This window comes from Paraburkholderia sp. SECH4 (genome assembly GCF_030511745.1).
In the GTDB taxonomy this organism is placed as follows: Bacteria; Pseudomonadota; Gammaproteobacteria; order Burkholderiales; family Burkholderiaceae; genus Paraburkholderia; species Paraburkholderia madseniana.
Genome location: NZ_JALOCP010000023.1, coordinates 91592 through 111534, shown reverse-complemented (window position 1 = coordinate 111534; position 19943 = coordinate 91592). Strand labels below are relative to the sequence as shown.

The window sequence follows — 19943 nt, the reverse complement described above, 5'->3', positions numbered from 1 at the left end:
TCGCTTTGAAAACACCCGCGAAGGAAATCATGTCCGCAGTCCCGTCCACTACCGTCGATCAGAACGCTACGCTCGAAGCGCGCCTTGCACGCTTTCCCGCGCAGCAGATCTGGCTGGCATCGCAACGCGCGGTGAGCTATCGCGACGTGGATGGCGCCGAGAGCGAAGCACTGCCTTTGGTGCTGCTTCACGGTATCGGGTCGGGTGCGGCTTCGTGGGTGCAGCAGTTTGAAGTGCTGGGTGAGACGCGCCGTGTGCTGGCGTGGGATGCGCCGGGGTATGGCGCATCGACACCCGTAGAAGCCGATTCGCCCGTAGCAAGCGATTACGCGACTGTACTGAAGGAATGGCTGGACGCGCTTGGCATTGAACGCTGCGTGCTAGTGGGTCATTCCCTTGGCGCGATCATCGCCGGTGCATTTGCTGTGGCGAATCCGCAGCGCGTGGGCGGCTTGCTGTTGTTGTCGCCGGCTGGCGGTTATGGCGCTTCGCCGGCGGAAGTGCGTGAGACCAAACGCGATCAGCGTCTTGCCATGATTAACGAACTCGGCCCGCAATGTCTCGCCGAAAAACGCAGCACCAATATGTTGTCCACCCACGCGAGCGACGAAGCCCGCGGATGGGTGCGTTGGAACATGTCGCGCGTGATCCCGCAAGGCTATGCGCAAGCGACGCATCTGCTCGCCAACGCCGATCTCGGCAGCGATCTCGCGCGCTACAGAGGCCGCATCAGCGTCGCGGTCGGTGCCGAGGACACCATTACGCCCCCCGAAGCCTGCGAGCGACTTGCTCTCGCCGCCGGCACCAAACTGCAAGTCGTGCCGCGCGCCGGGCACGCCGGCTACATCGAAGCACCCGCCGCGTACACCGCGATCATCGACACGTTCTGCCGCGCAAGCGACGGACAACGGAGCCAATGAATGACGTCCGACACGCATGACATGGTTAGCGCCGAGCGCGACGCGGACGACGACCGCAACGACGCAGACACCAGCAGCGATATCAGCTATCGCGTGCCGGGTCTGGAACGCGGTCTGAAGATTCTGACGGAGTTCTCGCCACGCGAACCGGTTCTCGGCGCACCGGAATTATCGAAGCGCCTGAAGATTCCCCGCACGACGGTGTTCCGTCTGCTGCAAACGCTCGAATCGCTCGGCTTTCTCGAGCGCGCCGATAAGGACCGCAACTATCGCCTCGGCGTCGCGGTGCTGCGGCTCGGCTTCGAATATCTGAGCTCGCTTGAATTGACCGACCTCGGTTTGCCGATCATCGAAGCGCTGCGTAACGACACCGGCCTCACCAGCCACATCGTGATTCGCGACGGACGTGACGTCGTGTTCGTGGCCAAAGCGCAAAGCCATGCGCCTATTTTCAGCTCGGTGAAGGTGAACGTCGGCACGCGCCTGCCGGCTCACGCGACGACGCACGGCCAGGTGCTGATGGGCGACATGACGCTCGACGACTTGAAGAAGCTCTATCCGGAGCCGGAACTCGAACGCTTCACGAAACAAACGCCGGCCACGATCGACGATCTGTACGAACGCATTCGCGATGACGCCAAGCGCGGCTACGCGATCAGCGAGTCGTCGTTCGAACGCGGCATTTCGGTGGTGAGCGCGCCGGTGCGCAACGACACGGGCCGCATCGTTGCCGTGATTACGACGACGATTCCGCGCCACGAGATCGATGCGTCGCTGCTCGACAGCGGCCTGATCGACAAGGTTCGCCGCGCGGCTGACGAACTCTCGCAGCGGCTCAACTATCGGCCGACGGGTAGCTCGAACTCAGGCGCGAAATACTTTAAGGCACTGGGGCTCAAATGATTCAAATCGACTTGACCGGACAGGTAGCGGTGGTGACGGGCGGTTCGTCCGGCATCGGCCTTGCGACTGCCGAATTGTTTCTGCGAGCAGGCGCTTCGGTTGCGATCTGCGGGCGCGACAGCGAACGTCTCGCGCAAGCGGAAGCATCGCTGAAGGCGCAGTTTCCGCAAGCGCAATTGCTGGCGCAAACCTGCGACGTGCTAGACGCGGACGAGGTCGCAGCGTTCGCGCAAGCTGTGCAAGCGCGTTTCGGCCGCACCGACATGCTGGTGAATAACGCCGGCCAGGGTCGCGTGTCGACGTTCGCCGACACCACCGACGACGCCTGGCGCGAAGAACTCGACCTGAAGTACTTCAGCGTGATCCGCCCGACCCGCGCCTTCCTGCCGATGTTGCGCGACGCCGCCGGGTCTGGCAACAACGCGGCAGTGGTCTGCGTGAACTCGCTGCTTGCACTACAACCCGAGCCGCACATGGTGGCGACTTCGTCGGCGCGTGCCGGCGTGCTGAGCCTCATCAAATCGCTAGCGGTGGAACTCGCACCGCAGCGCATTCGCGTGAATTCGATTCTGATCGGCATCGTCGAATCGGGTCAATGGCGCCGCCGTTACGCGAAAGAAGCGCAGTCGGGCCAGAGCTGGGAAGACTGGACCGCCGAACTGGCGCGCAAGAAAAACATTCCGCTAGGCCGCTTCGGCAAACCCGAAGAGGCCGCTCAAGCGCTCTTTTATCTGGCTACGACGCTGTCGTCCTATACGACGGGCAGTCACATCGATGTTTCTGGAGGCGTTGCACGACATGTCTAACAAAACCACCGTTGGCGAACTGATCGCCGCTTTTCTCGAGCAATGCGGCGTTCAAACCGCATTCGGCGTGATCTCGATCCACAACATGCCGATTCTCGACGCGATCCACAACCGCGGCAAGATTCGCTACGTCGGCGCACGTGGCGAAGCGGGCGCGGTGAACATGGCTGATGGCCTGGCGCGTGTCTCCGGCGGCCTCGGTGTTGCATTCACCAGCACGGGCACTGCCGCGGGTAACGCTGCCGGCGCGATGGTCGAAGCACTGACCGCTGGCACCGCGTTGCTGCATGTGACGGGCCAGATCGAAACCGAATACCTCGACAAGGACCTCGCCTATATCCACGAAGCGCCGGATCAATTGTCGATGCTGTCGTCGATCTCGAAGGCCGCGTTCCGCGTGCGCTCGGTCGAAACCGCATTGCCGACCATCCGCGAAGCCGTACGTGTCGCGCAAACCGCGCCGAGCGGCCCGGTCAGCGTCGAAATTCCGATCGACATTCAAGCCGCCGAAATCGAATGGCCCGCCGATCTGGCCGCGCCGCACGTCACCACGCTCACACATTGCAGCCAGCGTGTCGTGCAACTCGCGGATCAACTGGCGAATGCGAAGCGTCCGCTGTTGTGGCTCGGCGGCGGTACGCGCCACGCACGTGCTGCGGTTGAACGTCTCGTGGCGTTGGGCTTCGGGGTGGTGACCAGCGTGCAGGGCCGTGGCGTGTTGCCGGAAGATCATCCGGCGACGCTCGGCGCGTTCAACGTGCACTCGGCAGTCGAGAGCTTCTACAAGACGTGTGACGCGCTGGTGGTGGTCGGTTCGCGTCTGCGTGGCAATGAAACGCTGAAGTACAAGCTGGCGTTGCCGCAACCGCTGTATCGCATCGACGCCGACGCGCTCGCCGACAACCGCGGCTATCGCAACGACATGTTCATTCACGGCGATGCGTCGGCTGTTCTCGAAGAACTCGCGACGCTGCTCGAAGGCCGTCTGAAAGTCGATCCGACGTTCGCACAAGACCTGGCTGCCGCGCGCGAAAGCGCCGTCGCCGATGTTGGCAAGGGTCTCGGCCCGTACAAGCGCCTCGTCGACGCGCTGCAGCAAGCCGTGGGCCGCGACTACAACTGGGTGCGCGACGTCACGATCTCGAACAGCACGTGGGGTAACCGCATGCTGAAGATCTTCTCGCCGCGAGCGGGCGTTCATGCACTCGGCGGCGGTATCGGCCAGGGCATGCAGATGGGTATCGGCGCAGCACTCGCCGGCAATGCCGCGAAGACCGTATGCCTGGTTGGCGACGGCGGCCTGATGGTCAACGTCGGCGAACTCGCAACGGCCGTGCAGGAAAACGCCAACGTGATGATCGTGCTGATGAACGATCAGTGCTACGGCGTGATCCGCAACATTCAGGACGTGCAATACGGCGGCCGCCGCTGCTACGTCGATCTGCACCAGCCGGATTTCGCGCAGTTCTGCGAGAGCCTGAAACTCACGCACTACCGCATCAAGTCGCTCGACCAGGCCGAGGAGATCATCCGCGAGGGTATGGCGAAGACCGGTCCGGTGCTGGTTGAAGTGGACATGCTGTCGGTCGGCTCGTTCGCCACCGCGTTCGCGGGCCCGCCGGTCAAGGAAAAGGAGCCGGAACATGCGTGAGACCGGCTACGCGGGGCATCACGCGCCCGTCGACGTCGCGATGATCGGCTTCGGCGCGATCGGCCAGGCGGTGTATCGCTCGGTCGAGTCGGATCCGACGGTGCGCGTGTCGCATGTGATCGTGCCGGAGCGTCATATGGCGTCGGTGCGTGAAGTGGTGGGCGCGTCGGTCGATGTGGTCGCCTCCGTGTCCGCGTTGAGCAGTCAGCCGCATTTCGCGCTGGAATGCGCTGGGCACAGCGCACTGGTCGATCACGTGGTGCCCTTGCTGAAAGCCGGTACGGATTGCGCGGTCGCGTCGATCGGCGCGCTGTCCGACATGATGTTGCTGGACGCGCTCTCCGCTGCGGCCGATGAAGGCGACGCAACGTTGACGCTGTTGTCGGGTGCAATCGGTGGCGTGGACGCATTGTCTGCCGCCAAGCTCGGCGGCCTCGACGAAGTGCTGTACACGGGCCGCAAGCCGCCTTCGGGCTGGCTCGGCACGCCCGCGGAACAGCTCTGCAATCTGCACACGCTGAGCGAAGAGACGGTGATTTTCGAAGGCAGCGCGCGCGAAGCGGCGCGCCTGTATCCGAAGAACGCCAACGTCGCAGCGACGATCGCGCTGGCTGGCCTGGGTCTGGACCACACCATCGTCCGCCTGATCGCGGACCCGAACGTATCACGCAACGTGCACCGTATCGTGGCGCGCGGCGCGTTCGGCGAGATGTCGCTGGAAATGTGCGGCAAGCCGCTGCCGGACAACCCCAAGACGTCCGCACTGACCGCGTACAGCGCGATCCGTGCGTTACGCAATCGCGCGGCCCGCTGCGTGATTTAAGACATTCGCTGATTAGCTGAAGCAAACCGGAACGACCGACATGACTCACTTCGATACCAGCCTCGTGCCCACCGGCGATATTTTCATCGGCGGCGAATGGCGGCAAGGGCGTGGCAACCCGTATAAAAGCCTGTATCCGGCGGATCAGTCGGTCAACATGGAAATCTCGACGGCGAATGCCGACGACGCCCGTGAAGCCGTGGAAGCCGCGGATATCGCTTGGCGCCGTGCGGATTGGTCGGGTTTGAAGCCGCATCAACGCGCGCTGGTTCTGTATCGCATCGCTGATCTGATCATGGCGCGTCACGAAGCGCTCGCGCAATTGCAGCGTCGTGACAACGGAAAGCCGATTGGCGAAACGCGCGTGCTGGTGGCGAGCGCTGCGAACACTTTCCGCTATTTCGCGGCGTGCCTCGAAACGCTCGACGAAGAAGTCACCCCCTCGCGTGGCGACTATCTGACGATGAGCATTTACGAGCCGATCGGTGTGATCGCGGCGATTACGCCGTGGAATTCGCCGATTGCTTCGGATGCGCAGAAGCTGGCTCCGGCGTTGGCAGGCGGCAACGCTGTGGTGCTGAAGCCGGCTGAAGTCACGCCTTTGGTCTCCTTGGCGCTGGCTCGTATTTGCGAAGAAGCCGGTGTGCCGAAGGGTGTCCTGAGTGTCGTGCCGGGTAAAGGCTCGGTGATCGGCGACGTGCTGGTGCGCCATCCGTTGGTCAAGAAAGTGTCGTTCACGGGCGGCACCGAAGTCGGCCGCGGCATCGCGCGCATTGCTGCGGACAAGCTGATGCCGGTCTCACTGGAACTCGGCGGCAAGTCGCCGACCATCGTGTTCGATGACGCCGACCTGGATCATGCAGTGAACGGTGTGCTGTACGGTATTTTCAGTTCGTCGGGCGAAGCGTGTATCGCGGGCTCGCGCCTGTTCGTGCAGCGCTCGATTTACGACGCGTTCATGAAGCGTCTCGCGGAAGGTGCACGCAAGCTACGCGTCGGCGATCCGTCGCGTACTGAAACGCAGATGGGTCCGCTGATTACCGCGGCACATCGCGAAACCGTCGAACGCTACGTCGCGTTGGGTCTGGAAGAGGGCGGCCGCCTTCTGTGCGGCGGCGAACGTCCGGTTGGCGATGGGCGCGAACAGGGTACCTATTTTCAGCCGACGATCCTCGAAGGTCTCACGAACGACGCCCGTATCTGTCAGGAAGAAATCTTCGGCCCGGTGCTGGTCGCCATGCCGTTCGACGACGAAGCATCGCTGCTGAAAGAAGCCAACAACAGTGTGTTCGGCCTCGCCGCCGGCATCTGGACGCTCGATTACAAACGCGCCTACCGGATCGCCCGTGCGCTCGAAACCGGCACCGTGTGGATCAACACCTACAAGCTGTTCTCGATCTCGACGCCGTTTAGCGGCTGGAAAGAGAGCGGCATGGGACGCGAGAAGGGCCGACTCGGCATCCGCGAATACATGCAGCAGAAAAGCCTCTACTGGGGCTTGAACGACGCGCCGCTGGCGTGGGCGAACTAATACGCGAAATACGCAAGAGGCACGTTATGACGATTCTCGGCATTGAACAGATTATTTACGGCGTGACGGATCTCGCCACCTGTCGCCGCTTTTTCGCGGACTGGGGCTTGAAAGAAGTCGCGCACGACGAAACCCGTGCACGCTTCGAAACGCTGAACGGTTGCACGATTCTTGTGGTCGATGCGAACGACCCGTCGCTGCCGCCCGCGTTCGAAGAAGGTCCGACGCTGCGTGAAGTGACGTGGGGTGTGGCAACGAAAGCCGAACTCGACGAACTACGCGGCCGCTTTGCGGGTCAACCGGGCCACTTCGAAACGGAAGACGCTGTAGGTTGTATCGATCCGAACGGTATGGCGATTCGCGTTGAAGTGACCCGCAAGCGTGCGCTCGACATTCACGGTTCGCCGTCGAACGTGTGGGGTCAGACGTTGCGCGTCGATCAACCGTCGCCGATTTACGACCGTGCTGAGCCGGTTGAAGTGGGGCACGTGGTGTTCTTTACGAACCAACTCGCGGCACAAGAGAAGTTCTACCGGGAACTGCTCGGCTTCGAAATGTCGGACCGCTATCCAGGCCGCGGCGCGTTTATGCGTTGCGCGCCGCACGGCGGCCACCACGACATTTTCCTGCTGGCCTTGCCGGGCGGTAAGCGCGGCCTGAATCACGTCGCGTTCACTGTGCGCGATATCCACGAAGTGTTCGGCGGCGGCATGCATATCAGCCGCTGCGGTTGGGATACGCAACTCGGTCCGGGACGTCATCCGGTTTCGTCGGCTTACTTCTGGTACTTCCAGAATCCGGCCGGCGGCCTGATCGAGTACTACGCCGACGAAGACCAGCTCACACCCGAATGGCAGCCGCGAGATTTCGAACCGGGCCCGACCGTATTTGCCGAATGGGCGATCGACGGTGGCATTGACGGTAATACGCGTCGCCAGAAAAACGCGAAGGCGCCGGAAGGCAAGTTCATGACGGAGCGGAAAAATGACTGACGCTGCTGCTGCAAAGGCTCAAGCTGCACACGCCGGACTCGAAGCGCCGCGCACGATCGTCGTGATCGGCGGCGGCCAGGCGGCGGGTTGGGTCGTGAAGACGTTGCGCAAGGAAGGCTTCGACGGCCGCCTTGTGATGATCGCCGATGAGATCCATCTGCCATACGAGCGTCCGCCGTTGTCGAAGGCCGTGCTCTCAGGTGACGCCGATATCGAAACCGTGCGCCTCGTGAAGCCCGAAGATTTCGAAGCGCTAAACGTCGAAACATGGCAACCGGAGTGCGCGACGTCGATCGATCGTGAACAGCGCATCGTGCGCACGCAGTCGGGCCGCGAAGTGCAATACGACCGGCTTGTGATTGCAACCGGCGGCGCGGCGCGCCGTTTGCCGGACGCGCTGGTGAAGACCTCGCACGTCACCTATCTGCGTACGCTCGACGAAGCCGTCGCTTTGGGCGAACGCCTGCGTGCAAGCAAACGCGTGCTCGTCGTTGGCGGTGGCTGGATCGGCCTCGAAGTTGCCGCGACCGCGCGCAAGCTGGGCGTGGAAGCGACGGTAGTGGAAGGCGCGCGGCGTCTGTGCGCTCGCTCGTTGCCGCCGATGGTGTCGGATTTCCTGCTGCAACTGCATCGTGAAAATGGTGTGGACGTGCGTTTGAACGCATCGCTCGTGTCGGTTGCCGATCATCCAAACGACGCCAACCGCATTCGCGCAACGTTCGCTAACGGTTCCACATTGGACGCCGATTTCGCGGTCGCCGGCATCGGCCTCACGCCGCACACGGCACTCGCGGAAGCCGCGGGTATCAGGGTGGAAGACGGCATCGTCGTCGATCATTTCGGTGCGACCGACGACCCGCGCATCTTCGCGTGCGGCGACGTTGCGAATCATCCGAGCGCGTGGTTGAAGCGCCGCGTACGGCTCGAATCGTGGGCCAACGCGCAGAACCAGGCGATCTCGACGGCGAAGGCGTTGCTCGGCAATTTCGAACCGTATGCGGACATTCCGTGGTTCTGGTCCGATCAATACGACGTCAATCTGCAAATCCTCGGCGACATTCCGGGAGATGCGCAACTCGCCGTACGCGGCGATCTGCCAGGCAAACACGCCACGCTCTTTCATCTGGAAGACGGCACGATTCGCGGTGTCATCGCCATCAACACGCCGCGCGAACTGAAACTGTCGCGCAAATGGATGAACCAGGGCCGGACTATCGACCTTGCCACCCTGACCGACGCCTCAACGGCGCTTGCCTAACCACACCTACGGACGGCACCACGGCATGAGAACCATCGACAACACCATGGGGGACCGCAGCAGCGCCGGTGTCTCAGGCCCCGTGACCCGGGGCTCGATCATCGCGCGTCTCGAGCGCTTGCCGAAGAATGCGATGCAGGTGCGCGCGCGCATACTGATCGGTCTCGCGACGTTCTTCGACGGTTTCGACGTGATCGCAATCGCGGCCACGCTGCCGATCCTGATTGCGAAGTGGCATCTGACGCCGTGGGAAATCGGCTTCCTGATCGGTTCCGGTTCGGTCGGGCAGTTGATCGGCGCGTTTGTGTTCCCGTGGTACGCGGAGCGTAAAGGCCGCGTGAAGGCGATTGCGTTGAGCTCGGGGATCATCGGCATTACGAGTATTGCGTGCGGCTTTGCGCCGACCTTCGCGGCATTTGTCGTGCTGCGCGTGATTCAGGGGCTCGGGCTTGGTGGCGAATTGCCGGTGGCCGCGACCTATATCAACGAGATCAGCCGTGCACATGGCCGTGGCCGTTTCGTGCTCTTGTATGAAATCGTTTTTCCGGTTGGTTTGCTTGCGTCGAACGCGTTGGGTGCGTGGATCGTGCCGCGTTTCGGTTGGCAAGCGATGTACTTCATCGGCGGCATGCCGTTGATTCTGTTCTTCGTGCTGCGCAAACTGGTGCCGGAATCGCCGCGCTGGCTGGCCGAACGCGAACGGATGGCCGATGCCGATACTGCAGTGCATGCTTTCGAACGCGCTGTGAAAGGTCCGCTTCCGCCGGTTGCCAATGCGGCCGAGTTCGACACGATGGCCAATCGCCATCCGAAGCGTCGTATGAGCGACCTGTTTGGCCCGGCGTATCTGAAGCGCACGATGGCTGTAGCGATGCTGTGGATTACGTGCGGCTTCATTCAGTACGGTCTGTCGACCTGGCTGCCGACGATCTATCGCACGGTTTATCACGCGCCGCTGCAACTGGCGTTGAATCTGGCGGTGGCGGCTTCGGTGCTGGGCGTGGTGGGTTCGCTGACCTGTGCGCTGCTGGTCGATAAGGTGGGGCGTAAGCCGATTATCAATTTGTCGTTCGTGGCGTGCGCGCTGTCGCTGTTGCTGGCGGGTGTGTTCCACAACTCGTCGGTGTATGTGGTGGCGACGTGTTGTGCCTTCTCGCTTGGGTTCCTTGCTTGCGGTTTCATCACGGCGTATGTATACACGCCGGAGCTGTATCCGACGAGTATCCGTGCGATGGGCTGCGGTGTGGGCGGCGCGTGGCTGAAGGTGGCGGCGATCTTCGCGCCGGCGATCGTGTCGAAGACGATGATCGGTGGCAATCTGGAAGTGGCGTTTTATATTCTCGCGGCTGTGCCGTTCATAGCGGCGATTGCGGTGCACTTTCTCGGGATTGAGACCAAGGGGAAGGTGCTGGAGCAGCTCGAGGCTTGATGCCTTCTAGCGTGTGATGAGTTTGATGGGCAGTTGATGTTGTACCGCAATGGCAGGAAGGCGAGGGGCGCACTGGGTGGTGCGCCCTTTGCTTTTTGCAGCAGCTCTGCACAGAGTAATTCATGCGGTTCATTGACAAATGGATACGCGCATTCGGTTCGCCAGTTTGCGCTTGCTCAACGACCCCTCAACTCTTCTTCTCCGCGTAGGGAATTTACTACTCAATCAGAGAACCATCCTCTATCAATTCGATTCGATCTTCAGTAACTTCCAGTTAATTAGTAAACCTATAAAAAGTGGAAGATGTCGATGATCGGATTGTCCAGGCGTTCATACAACTGTGCCGAGGTCCGGCGCAAAAATCGGCGAGCGCTCGTCCCATTGTTCGCAGCGGGTTGTTGCGCCGCGGCTTGTTTGCTGATGCCCATGATGGCCGCCCAGGCGGACGACATCACCTATGGATACGACGCATTGGGTCGGCTCACCTCGGTGACTGTCTCGGGCGCCACGGCGTATTACGACTACGACGCGGCCGGCAATATCACGGCGATTCGTCGGCAGGGTGCGATGTCTGCGGCGGCACCCGTGAATCGTGCAGGTTCCCTGCAGGCATCGGATGCCGGCGATTTGCCGGTTTCGACTGTCCCGTCTCGGGCCAGCGCGCGGTAGACCCGCACGGTCGATTCCTTCCCCAGTCTCCTTCGGACCCTTATGCGATCAATCGATGCCCTTGCGGCGCGTCGCGCGCTGCTGCGCCCGTTCGTGCTGTTCTTCCTTGCGATGTTGTCGTGGTTCGTGGCGCCGAACGCGCTCGCCGACTGCGACACCCGTTATATCGCCGCAGGCGCCTACCCCGCCAGTCCGCAATGTCCGCTGAAAGCCGCAGCGGCAGACTTCGGCGGCATGGGCGGCTACGTATGCGGCGATCCGAACGTGATCGCGGCTTACTGCAGCGGACCGGCGGGCACCGACAGCACTGAACCCGTATCGATGGAAGGCGGCATGCCCGACAACGGTGATAACTGTTCGGACGATTCCACCGCAGGCTGCGGCAACAGCACGTCGGGTGCCGAGCCCGTCAATCTGTACACGGGGCAGTTCTATTTCTTCGCCCACGATCTGGCGGTTGCCGATACGATTGCGCTCGACCTCGCGCGGGTCTACCGCAGTGGCGCTTACGACAACGCCGGGAAGCCACTGGTTGGCGCGTTCGGCGTGGGCGGCGGACTGACGTTCGACACGATCCTCGCGATGAGCAGGGACCGGCAGCGCTTCGAGCTGCGTCAGGCAACGGGCATTCGCGTGCCGTTCACGCCTCGCGCCGGTAGCAACGGCAACGGTTGGGACGACCTGACAAGCCCCGGCGAGTACTACCGCGCCCGCATCGACGCCGCAGGCAGCACCGGCATGACGCTCAGCCTGCGCGACGGGCGGGTGCAGCGCTTCACGTCGATTGGCGGTGTGTACCGTCTGAGTCGCATCGAAGACCGCAACGGCAATGCGCTTGTGATTTCACGCGATAGCAAAACCGGAGCAATCACCAGCGTGACCGGCACGAACGGCCGCACGCTGACGTTCACCTCGATTGTAGGTGCGCGCGGCACATCGCTCATATCGCGCGTGACTGATCAGTTGAGCCGCCAGGTGAATTATCAGTACGACAACCAGGATCGCCTCACGCAGGTGACCGACGCAGGCGGCGGCATATGGAAGTACGGCTGGGACAGCAAATCACGGCTGGTGACGGTCACGGACCCGGAAGGCAATCTCCAGGTGACCAGCACCTACGACGACAGCGACCGCGTGGTTGCCCAGAAGCTTGCGGACGGCAGCACTTTCGCGATCGCCTACACGGTGACCGGCGGCAAGGTCACGCAAACCGAAGTGACGGACCGGCGCGGCAGCATCCGCCGTCTCGAGTTCGACACGAATGGCCGCGTGGTGCGCAACACCTATCCGGCAGGGCAGCCGGCGCAGCAGGTGCAGACGTTTGCGTACGACGCGACGGGCCGGGTGACGAACCTCACGTCGACCGATCGGCAGTACACCTATACCTATGACGCGAACGGCAACCGCACGAGCGAGTCGGACCAGTATGGCACGCTGCACACACGCACCTACGACAGCTATAGCCAGGTACTGACGGACGCAGAGGCGGGCGATCCGCAGCGGGGCGTCGCCACCGTCTACACGTACGATGCGAAAGGTAACCTGCTGACCGTCACCGACCGGCTGGGCAACCGCACCACGCAGACGAACGACAGCCAGGGCGCCCGCTTACGGTGACCGACGCGCTCAGGGGCGTGACGCGTTACACGTACACCGGCGCTGACCTGACGGGCATCACTGATCCGCTGAACCGCACCACGCAGTACACAGCGGACGCAGCGGGCCGCGTGACGGCGGTGCAGGATCCGCTGGGCAACAAAACAAAGCGCACGCTCGACGGGCTGGACCGCACCACCGACATCACCGACGCACTCGGTGGCGTGACCCGCTTCACATGGGACCGCAACGGTCGCCTGTTGAGTCAGGGCGATCCGAAGGGCGTCACGACGCGCTACGCGTACAACACGATTGGGCGTCCAGTGAGTAAAACGGACGCGCTGGGGCGCAGCGAGACCTATACGTGGACGCCGGCGGGGCAACTGCAGAGCGTGACGGATCGCAAGGGGCAGGTAACGGGGTACACGTATGACGAAGCTGGCCGACTGGAGGGGACTGCCTTCCAGCCCGCGGCGGGCGTGGTGTCCACGCGTAGATGGAGTTACATGTGGGACGACACGCTGAACCGCATCGGGGGGGTGGACGATTACGCCAGAGCCGAACCGGGCGGTGCGGAAAGGCGCACTACGTCGACGCTCCTCTACTACGACAGCGTGACAGGAAAGTTCGTGCGCACGCTTGAGTGGCCGCGGCAGTCGGGGAGCTGGTCGTACCGGTACAACGCTGCAACACGTGAACTGGACGGCATCGACATGTTCGGCGTGACGGTGACCTACAGCCGCGACGCAGAACACCGGGTGACGCAAATCCAGTCGGTGGAGAACGATGAGGCGCCGCGCCGGTTCGGCTATGGCTACGACGTGCTGGGCCGTCTTGCGCAGGCGACGCTGGCGAATGGCATTACGGCGAACTATACGTGGGATGCCGCGAGCCAGCTGACGGGCATCACATACAAAAGGTCCGACGGCAGCGTGCTGGGTGACCTGACCTACGGCTACGACCTGGCGGGCCGCCGTACGAAGATGGGCGGCAGTCTGGCGAAAGTGGACCTGCCGCAGCCGGTAAGCGACGCGCAGTACAACGGCGCGAACCAGCTCACGCGCTGGTCGGGCAGGACGTTCGCGTACGACCCGAACGGCAACCTCACGGGCGATGGGCTGAACCAGTACAGCTGGAACCTGCAGGGCCTGCTTGGCGGGGTCACGGGCCCGACCACGGCGGCGTTCAGCTACGACGCATCGGGCCGTCGCAGGAACATGACGGTCGACGGCAGGCAGACGAGGATCATGTGGATCGGCGACGAGCTGAACCTGCTGCTGCCGGATGACGACTGGTCGAAGCGCACCCGCCTGTTCTCCCCGTATCCCGCAGGAGGACTGGACGAACTGACCTACCGGCGTATCGGTGATGACGCGAGCCAGGACCGGTATGTCCTGCGCGACGGGAACAACAATGTGATTGCGCTCACGGACGCGAATCAGCAGATCGTGACGCAGTACCGCTACGAACCCTACGGGAAGACGACGCTGGTCGGGGCGGCGGACGCGAACACCCAGCAGTACACGGGCCGGGAGAATGATGGGACGGGGCTTTATTACTATCGGAACCGGTATTACAACCCGGCCACAGCAAGATTCATCAGTGAGGATCCGATTGGCTGGGAAAGTGGGCAGACGAATGCGTATGCTTATGTAGGTGGGAACCCGGTCCAGTTCAGCGATCCGTCCGGATTGCAAGCAATGGGATTTCCGGTCCCAGCAGGTCCGATGCCAGGCGGCGGGTTTGGACCGAGGCCGCCTGGGTCTGGTTCGCAGGGACTTGATGACTGGCTGAGCAACCCCTCTGGCGGAACTTTTGCGGACAGCAACGCTGATGATCCTGTTGTTTATCCTGACAATCCAAAAGGATCACCGGAGAAGTTCGGCAATATCACGGGTAGTCGCGGAAAGCAATGTCTCGACGGCTCTGTCTGGGAGAAGGACACGTCCAGTCATGGCGGCGATCAGTGGAAACGCTGGCCGAATCGGAAATCGTGGGAAAAGAAGCAAACTCCCCAAAGCGTCTGGCCCGACGGGCGCATACGAAAATGATGACTGAAGGAAAAAACATGTCGCTCGAATTCAGCAATTTGTTCTCCCGTGCAATTTCTGAGTGGCCTGCCGAAATTGACTTGCGTTCTCTCTCGACGAGCAAATCAGGATCGGATCGATATTCCGTTGATGGACTCTATGACATGGCCGATGAACGTGAGAGTCGGTATATTGGCTCCTCTGAAGAGACGATCATGCGCAATTTGCATACAGCGCTCTATGAGGTTCTGCATGGGGTCGCCGCCTATGTGATACGAATCAAGCTATCTGATTTGCGAGCCGAAGCTGTCCGGGTTCGGCTGGAGCGACGTCTTCGAGAATACCTAGCTGCGCCTGATGATTGTAGTCCCCAGGATATCGAGTTAGGGAAGCGCTACTTTGCTGAGAACAGGAGGGATGCTTAGGTTCTTTCCAGTTCGTTCGTCTGGGCGGTCAAATAGTTAGACAACAGAAGGGTCGCGCGAGCGGCCTTTCGTTTGTCTAGCCCCGATTGGGCGGAGTAGTGAACTAGAGGTGGTCATGGCCAAGTGAGCATAGATACGATCATCTAAATGCAGCTACGACGCGACCACCCAACTGCAAACCGCGGAGTAGGGCTGCAGTACCGATGTATTACTATCGCAATCGCTACTACAGTCCGCAAACCTCAAGATTCATCAGTGAGGACCCGATCGGCTGGGAAAGTGGGCAGACGAATGCGTATGCTTACGTAGGTGGGAACCCGGTTCAGTTTAACGATCCCTACGGTCTACATAAGGGCGACCAATGGTACGGGTACAACGATAGGAATTTCCGCGATTGGGTGCATGGCATAAAGCAGGACGAAGGTATCCCGGGTCCAGTTAATTTCACTAAGCCCATGCTTGACGACTTCTGGACTCAGTGGAACGGCCAAGGTTGTCCGGCGGGGAAGGGTGGCAAGAGCGGCAAAGGTGGCCAGTCGCGGTATTAACTTATTGGACGAAACATGTCAGCTTGTGCGCGGACCTATGTAACGCTTTGTATTTATGGTTCTGATGCGGACACGATGAATCGCATGGCGGACGAGATCAAAATGTCGCCGACCAGAACCAGCAACAAGAACGGCCTTCTTGGCTGGTTCTTCGACACCAAGGAACTCGACTCTGTCGACGTCGCGGATCATTTGGATCTTTTACTGCGAGAGTTGGAAGCGTATGGCGTTGACATGAAAAAGATTAAGGAGATGGGCTGCTGGTACCGAACTTACTGCTTCTGGTCTTCCGTTTCGGGAAATGGTGGCCCTGCGCTTGGGCCGAAGCAAATGGCGGCACTGGCATCGCTGGATATGGAGTTGCACTTTGATTTGTGGTTTGACCCGCCGGAAGAAGAGTAGCTGTAGCGGGATTGTGAATTGAAGAAGGGCCGCTTGCGGCCCTTCTGCTTTTAAAGCGGCGTAATGATGAGCTTCTGGTGTTCGACGGTGATACGCACGCGGGATCCGGGCCCGAAACCGGCGGTCTCGATCCAGCGCCCGGAGAGCTTCATCCACGGAAAGGTGGGCGGGTCCTTGCGCAGATGGGAGGATGCGCAGACGGGTAACCTAGTGACGCAGGAATACCGTGTTGAGGGACCGGTGTCGATCATGCTGACGACGACGGCGATCGAGATCGATGAGGAACTGCTGAACCGCTGCCTGATCCTGACGGTCGACGAGGGCCGCGAGCAGACCGAGGCGATTCACCGTTTGCAGCGTCACAAGAGGACGCTCGATGGGCTGCTAGCTTAGGTCCCTTTAACACAAGCATCGGTGTTTCCAACGGAGTGGAATTTAACCAGTCTGATTCTTCAGGCCTTCCGGGATTCGGTGGAAGGCCCTATCGAGGAGCCGGCGGCGGTATTGCGATCGGCTTCCCAAGTGCAGGTTTTGGAGGGGCTGCTTGCGCAGCAGTCGGCATTGAGGTGACCTATACTCGTGGCAAATAAATTCATGTTCTGGCCTGTGATCAAGGTGGTAATGCTATTGGTAGTGCTTGTGGCAGGATTGTCCGTGCAGCCCGTTGCCAATATGCCGCTTGGGAGTTGGGTATTCATAGGCGCGCTAGCAAGTGCGATGGGTTTTTTCCTGGCCTTGTGTGTTCTCTTTTTAAACCATCTTTTCTGGCCAAAAGGTAAAAAATGGGGGGCTGCCGGCATGGTCGAACGGTTTGTTGTCACCGTGGCAACTGTTTGATTTTTACTCTATGGTTTTGATGGTTGTGGTTGTCAGTAGCGGATTTTCTCTATGGGCGAAGCACGGGTGGCGTGAGGCTACGTTGGCATTGTTCCCGTTCGGAATGGCGTGTGGGATATGGATTGGCGTTCGACTTGGGGTTGTGATTTTTAAGTCCAGAGTGCTTGCGCCTTCGTGAGGGAATTTTTGTATAGGGTTTATCTACCGCTGACCCTCGCGTAACCGGCGATGCGCCACCTGCAATTCGGCATACGTCAATAGTGCGGTACGTACGTTCGACTGGTGCAACAATGACGTGACCTTCCAACTGCAAACCGGGTTGGTCTATCGTAGTACCGATGTATTACTATCGGAGCCGGTACTATAGTCCGCAGACCGGACGGTTCATCAGTGAGGATCCGATTGGGTGGGCCAGTGGGCGGACGAATGCGTATGCTCACGTCAACGGGAATCCGGTTCAACTTAACGACCCGTTCGGTCTCAGGTCGACAGGTACGCCGGGCAACAATCAAGCTCAAAACAAACAAGTTAGCGATATCGTTAGGGAGCTTGGCTTGACCAAAGGTCAGCGTCGTAAGTTGCATGACGCGATAACTGGTCAAGACTACGGCTACCATGAGATCAAAGCGAAAGCGATAGGTATGTTTTGCCCGACCAATAACTAGGCGGAAGTATGTTGCGTGATGACATAAAAGACGCTTTTTCGGACGTCTGCGGCTTGCCCACCTGGCAGGTCCGGAAAGGCGTCGGATCGTACCTTACCCTGGAGTACGGTGACCCGCATCTGCGGATTCAGGAACCGCGTTTGTCGCGATCGGAGTTGCCTGAAGTGCACAAGTCCGCAGATCGTCGTCGGGTAGTCGTGTCTGGTCGGTGGCACCTTTGGATCTATATGTGCAACTGGACGATAAGCTCGAATGGTACGTGGCTCGCGGACAACGAGGCGTCGAGCGAAGCCATCAATGAAGCGTCGCAATATCTCGATGGGCAAATATTGATGTCGATCGAGGTCTTACCGAAAGATGTAAAGACGGTCTTTCGGTTTGATCTCGGCGGAGAGCTTGCAACATGGCCATATCTGGACGAGGGAGATCGATATGAGGAGCAATGGCTGCTCTACGACTATGAGGCGAAGAAGGTGCAGACGCTTAGAGGTGACGGGACTTGGCTTTGTGAGCCATTAGATGATTGATCTGTTGCTGCCGTTGCCGCATCGTGTCTAGCCGTACAAGACAAATATTGAATTGCAAATCGCTATATTTGTTGTCTGTCGTGGTTTAGATAACAAAGGGCCGTGTTTCACGGCCCTTCTGCTTTTAAAGCGGTGTAGTGATGAGTCTCTTGTGCTCGACGGTGATACGCACGCGGGATCGAGGTTCAAAGCCGACGGTCTCGATCCATCGCCCGGAGAGCTTCATCCACTGAAGTAGGGTCATCCCATGCACAGGTGCCCACGCGAGCGGTTATTGCGCCGTCCGCTGCGATAGACGTCGTTGTTTCAGCTCTTCAATAATCCAAACACTCATCAATCCCGCGCTCACGCAAGCGATGATGTCCGGCTTGGAGAGTGCAAGCGCCAACCAGACGAGGTGTACGTAGCCACGGAAAAAGGGCGGCACAACCCGACGCAAATCAGCCCAACGCGTCGTCGCCAACACACCACCCGCTGCGGCCATCACCGTAAAAAGCGCCCACGCAAATTGCGTCGAACGCTCGTCCCTTTGCAACAGCAAAACGATCAACGTGACGAAACCCGCAAACCACATCGTCGCTCCAAACCATGCGAGGCGGGGGCGACGTGCGAGCCAGCCGCGACACTCCTGCTGCGCAAAAGAGAAGAAGAAAGCAAACAGCACGCCGTGCGCGAACGGCATCTGCCACGCGCGAGGATCCGTGGAGAGCCAATGGCCGGCGAAGCCGAACCCGATCGCTCCGACGGCGGCGAGTATCGCGAGTTGTTTGATGCGCGGCCATCCATAGATCAGCGCGGCCCACATCGTGCAGATCCCGAGTGTGTCCATTGCGATCGACGTCAAGCGCCCGCTGCCTCCGTCGCACAACGCGGCGGCGGTCGCGCCAAGCCACACCGGAATCCATCCGTAACGCAGCCAGCCAATCGAGCGCAGCATCCGCAGCCGCTGTTGCTGTGGTTCAGACAGCAGCACAGTCGTCGCGGCGCTGGTGACCAGCGTCACCATCAGAGTGGCCAGAAGCACGGCCAGCTGAACGGGCGTCCATTGATCGAACCACCGATCGCTATTCAGGTTCATCGACGCGTTGGCGAACAGCAAGCCGCACCATGCGCTCAGCACAAGCGCTGGACCGAACAGGCGGCCCGCGCCAATCCGGAACGACAGGCAGCGGGTCCAGAATTCGACCTTCTCGCTGTCGAGCCGCAGGCGTACGACATTCGGATGATAACGACCGAGCGTGGTCAACAACTGTTCCATCTCGGTTCGCACGCCAGCGCGCAGCAATGCATGTGCGCCGGCCGCCAACTGAGGCTGCGGCCCCTCGAGCAGCGCCATTGCATTTGTGAAGCGTAGGCGCAACGCGTTGTAGTCCTCATCGGCGAATACACGATCCAGCGCGAGTGTTGCGATGGCTGCGTTGCGCCGCCTCAGGTGGGCAGCGTTGTCCCGCCATCCCAGGACAGCACTTAGATTCATACGCAGCGTGGCCGGCGCATCTTCGTTCAAACAATGAACCAGCGCTTGCCATTCGAGTTCGTCGCGCGTCTGAATATTGACGACGACCGCAAATAGATCCTGCAGCGAACGACGCGACTCGAGCTGACCCCGTTGCGAGACGAAGTGCTGCCACAACTGCACGGCGCTTTCGAAGGCGTCGTGTTCGCGGAGGTGTGCCTCAGGCGGTGGGCTTGGCACCGAGACTGGCACTGAAGCCGACACCACGGCTATCGTCCCCGCAGCGCCGCCGCTAGCCATCTGTAAAGCCGACTCATACGCGTACCGAAGCCGCTGAAACGCTTCAGCGTCCTCATCTGGGCGTTGCTGTTTCAAAAGACGCGCATAAGCGCGGCGCACGGTGCGCTCGTCGGCGTTTGCCGCAATGCCGAGCACGTCCCACGGCCAGTGGTGGGCAGAAGTCGTATCCATAGCC

The 19943-nt window shown here is 60.7% G+C and carries 23 protein-coding genes; 19 read left to right on the top strand and 4 right to left on the bottom strand.

Features of this window, described 5'->3' with window-relative positions; genetic code table 11:
- The first annotated feature begins 29 nt into the window (after positions 1-29).
- From M0D67_RS27010 to M0D67_RS26970, 9 genes are read left to right on the top strand one after another with little or no spacing between them, the layout of a single operon-like run.
- A complete protein-coding gene (locus tag M0D67_RS27010) occupies positions 30-920 on the top strand; it encodes an alpha/beta fold hydrolase (RefSeq protein ID WP_154562992.1) in 891 nt (296 codons plus the stop codon).
- Positions 921-1823, top strand: a complete 903-nt coding sequence (locus M0D67_RS27005; protein WP_154562994.1) for an IclR family transcriptional regulator — start codon at positions 921-923, stop codon at positions 1821-1823. It abuts the gene before it with no gap.
- Positions 1820-2629, top strand: a complete 810-nt coding sequence (locus M0D67_RS27000; RefSeq protein WP_154562996.1) for an SDR family oxidoreductase — start codon at positions 1820-1822, stop codon at positions 2627-2629. Before M0D67_RS27005 ends, M0D67_RS27000 begins: the two co-directional genes overlap by 4 nt.
- Positions 2622-4280, top strand: coding sequence for a thiamine pyrophosphate-binding protein (locus tag M0D67_RS26995; protein WP_171927727.1), 1659 nt, complete (start codon positions 2622-2624; stop codon positions 4278-4280). Before M0D67_RS27000 ends, M0D67_RS26995 begins: the two co-directional genes overlap by 8 nt.
- Entirely contained in the window at positions 4273-5103 is an 831-nt protein-coding gene (locus M0D67_RS26990) for an aspartate dehydrogenase (RefSeq protein ID WP_266240407.1), read from the top strand. Before M0D67_RS26995 ends, M0D67_RS26990 begins: the two co-directional genes overlap by 8 nt.
- 40 nt (positions 5104-5143) lie before the next feature.
- Positions 5144-6634, top strand: a complete 1491-nt coding sequence (locus M0D67_RS26985) for an aldehyde dehydrogenase (RefSeq protein ID WP_266240406.1) — start codon at positions 5144-5146, stop codon at positions 6632-6634.
- Between the two features lie 26 nt (positions 6635-6660).
- Entirely contained in the window at positions 6661-7626 is a 966-nt protein-coding gene (locus M0D67_RS26980) for a VOC family protein (RefSeq protein WP_266240405.1), read from the top strand.
- Positions 7619-8884, top strand: coding sequence for an NAD(P)/FAD-dependent oxidoreductase (locus M0D67_RS26975; protein ID WP_154563004.1), 1266 nt, complete (start codon positions 7619-7621; stop codon positions 8882-8884). Before M0D67_RS26980 ends, M0D67_RS26975 begins: the two co-directional genes overlap by 8 nt.
- A gap of 25 nt (positions 8885-8909) precedes the next feature.
- Positions 8910-10313, top strand: a complete 1404-nt coding sequence (locus M0D67_RS26970) for an MFS transporter (protein ID WP_266240404.1) — start codon at positions 8910-8912, stop codon at positions 10311-10313.
- Between the two features lie 287 nt (positions 10314-10600).
- Here the strand turns inward: M0D67_RS26970 and M0D67_RS26965 are convergent, their stop codons facing one another.
- Positions 10601-10741, bottom strand: coding sequence for a hypothetical protein (locus M0D67_RS26965; protein ID WP_266240403.1), 141 nt, complete (start codon positions 10739-10741; stop codon positions 10601-10603).
- Here M0D67_RS26965 and M0D67_RS26960 point away from each other — a divergent pair.
- The 6 genes from M0D67_RS26960 to M0D67_RS26935 all read left to right on the top strand — a co-directional run bounded on the left by M0D67_RS26960 (position 10740) and on the right by M0D67_RS26935 (position 15983).
- On the top strand, positions 10740-10982 hold the full coding sequence (locus tag M0D67_RS26960; protein ID WP_266240402.1) for an RHS repeat domain-containing protein: 243 nt from the start codon (positions 10740-10742) through the stop codon (positions 10980-10982). The two genes, M0D67_RS26965 and M0D67_RS26960, sit on opposite strands and share 2 nt — an antisense overlap.
- Positions 10983-11024: 42 nt before the next feature.
- A complete protein-coding gene (locus tag M0D67_RS26955) occupies positions 11025-12599 on the top strand; it encodes a DUF6531 domain-containing protein (protein WP_266240401.1) in 1575 nt (524 codons plus the stop codon).
- On the top strand, positions 12596-14629 hold the full coding sequence (locus M0D67_RS26950; RefSeq protein ID WP_266240400.1) for an RHS repeat-associated core domain-containing protein: 2034 nt from the start codon (positions 12596-12598) through the stop codon (positions 14627-14629). Before M0D67_RS26955 ends, M0D67_RS26950 begins: the two co-directional genes overlap by 4 nt.
- A 17-nt stretch (positions 14630-14646) precedes the next feature.
- Positions 14647-15033 carry a hypothetical protein gene (locus tag M0D67_RS26945; RefSeq protein WP_154563012.1) on the top strand — a complete coding sequence of 129 codons (387 nt, stop codon included), beginning with the start codon at positions 14647-14649 and terminating at the stop codon, positions 15031-15033.
- Between the two features lie 203 nt (positions 15034-15236).
- Positions 15237-15581, top strand: coding sequence for an RHS repeat-associated core domain-containing protein (locus tag M0D67_RS26940; protein ID WP_233464960.1), 345 nt, complete (start codon positions 15237-15239; stop codon positions 15579-15581).
- Between the two features lie 84 nt (positions 15582-15665).
- Positions 15666-15983 carry a DUF4279 domain-containing protein gene (locus tag M0D67_RS26935; protein ID WP_233464961.1) on the top strand — a complete coding sequence of 106 codons (318 nt, stop codon included), beginning with the start codon at positions 15666-15668 and terminating at the stop codon, positions 15981-15983.
- 50 nt (positions 15984-16033) lie between these two features.
- Here the strand turns inward: M0D67_RS26935 and M0D67_RS26930 are convergent, their stop codons facing one another.
- Positions 16034-16135 (bottom strand): SymE family type I addiction module toxin, encoded by a 102-nt coding sequence (locus M0D67_RS26930; RefSeq protein WP_266240424.1) that lies wholly within the window; start codon positions 16133-16135, stop codon positions 16034-16036.
- Positions 16136-16232: 97 nt separating this feature from the next.
- Here M0D67_RS26930 and M0D67_RS26925 point away from each other — a divergent pair, with 97 nt between their 5' ends.
- From M0D67_RS26925 to M0D67_RS26915, 4 genes are all read left to right on the top strand, one after another.
- Positions 16233-16376, top strand: coding sequence for a hypothetical protein (locus tag M0D67_RS26925; RefSeq protein WP_266240399.1), 144 nt, complete (start codon positions 16233-16235; stop codon positions 16374-16376).
- A gap of 186 nt (positions 16377-16562) precedes the next feature.
- Positions 16563-16820 (top strand): hypothetical protein, encoded by a 258-nt coding sequence (locus M0D67_RS26920; RefSeq protein ID WP_266240398.1) that lies wholly within the window; start codon positions 16563-16565, stop codon positions 16818-16820.
- A gap of 338 nt (positions 16821-17158) precedes the next feature.
- Positions 17159-17485 (top strand): RHS repeat-associated core domain-containing protein, encoded by a 327-nt coding sequence (locus M0D67_RS42145; protein ID WP_154563020.1) that lies wholly within the window; start codon positions 17159-17161, stop codon positions 17483-17485.
- A gap of 8 nt (positions 17486-17493) precedes the next feature.
- Positions 17494-18012 carry a hypothetical protein gene (locus M0D67_RS26915; protein WP_154563022.1) on the top strand — a complete coding sequence of 173 codons (519 nt, stop codon included), beginning with the start codon at positions 17494-17496 and terminating at the stop codon, positions 18010-18012.
- 124 nt (positions 18013-18136) lie between these two features.
- Here the strand turns inward: M0D67_RS26915 and M0D67_RS26910 are convergent, their stop codons facing one another.
- Together M0D67_RS26910 and M0D67_RS26905 are read right to left on the bottom strand one after the other, a co-directional pair.
- Positions 18137-18238, bottom strand: coding sequence for a SymE family type I addiction module toxin (locus tag M0D67_RS26910; protein WP_233464963.1), 102 nt, complete (start codon positions 18236-18238; stop codon positions 18137-18139).
- 45 nt (positions 18239-18283) lie between these two features.
- Complete coding sequence (locus M0D67_RS26905; protein ID WP_154563026.1) at positions 18284-19939, bottom strand: J domain-containing protein; 1656 nt, start codon at positions 19937-19939, stop codon at positions 18284-18286.
- Positions 19940-19943: the final 4 nt, after the last annotated feature.